Annotated in this window: 1 protein-coding gene; it reads left to right on the forward strand. The window is 52.4% G+C overall.

Going from position 1 to position 309, the window contains the following annotated elements; translation table 11 throughout:
• Nucleotides 1–309, forward strand: a 309-nt coding sequence (locus tag ACO0KW_RS20410) for a Calx-beta domain-containing protein (RefSeq protein ID WP_423055179.1), incomplete at both ends; no start/stop codon positions are given.

Genomic DNA, 309 nt, shown 5'->3' on the forward strand with positions numbered 1-309 from the left:
TACACAGCAGTGGCTGGTAACGTCACGTTTGCTCCGGGTGAAACCAGTAAAACGATTACGGTTGCGATTAGCAATGACACGGTGTTTGAAGGAGCTGAAAACTTCCAGGTGAACTTATCTGCACCGACTAATGCGACGTTAGGCACGGCGAGTGTGACGACGACGATACATGATGATGCTACCGGCACAGGTGGTGGCGATGATGATCGCTTGGTAGTGACATCGGTCAGCAGCCCGACGGTTGGTGAAGGTGGTAATTTAGTCTTTAGTGTCACCTTGAGCGGCACCAGCACGACAGCGACGACAGTG

The organism is Undibacterium sp. Ji22W, from assembly GCF_049340305.1.
Classification (GTDB): domain Bacteria; phylum Pseudomonadota; class Gammaproteobacteria; order Burkholderiales; family Burkholderiaceae_D; genus Undibacterium.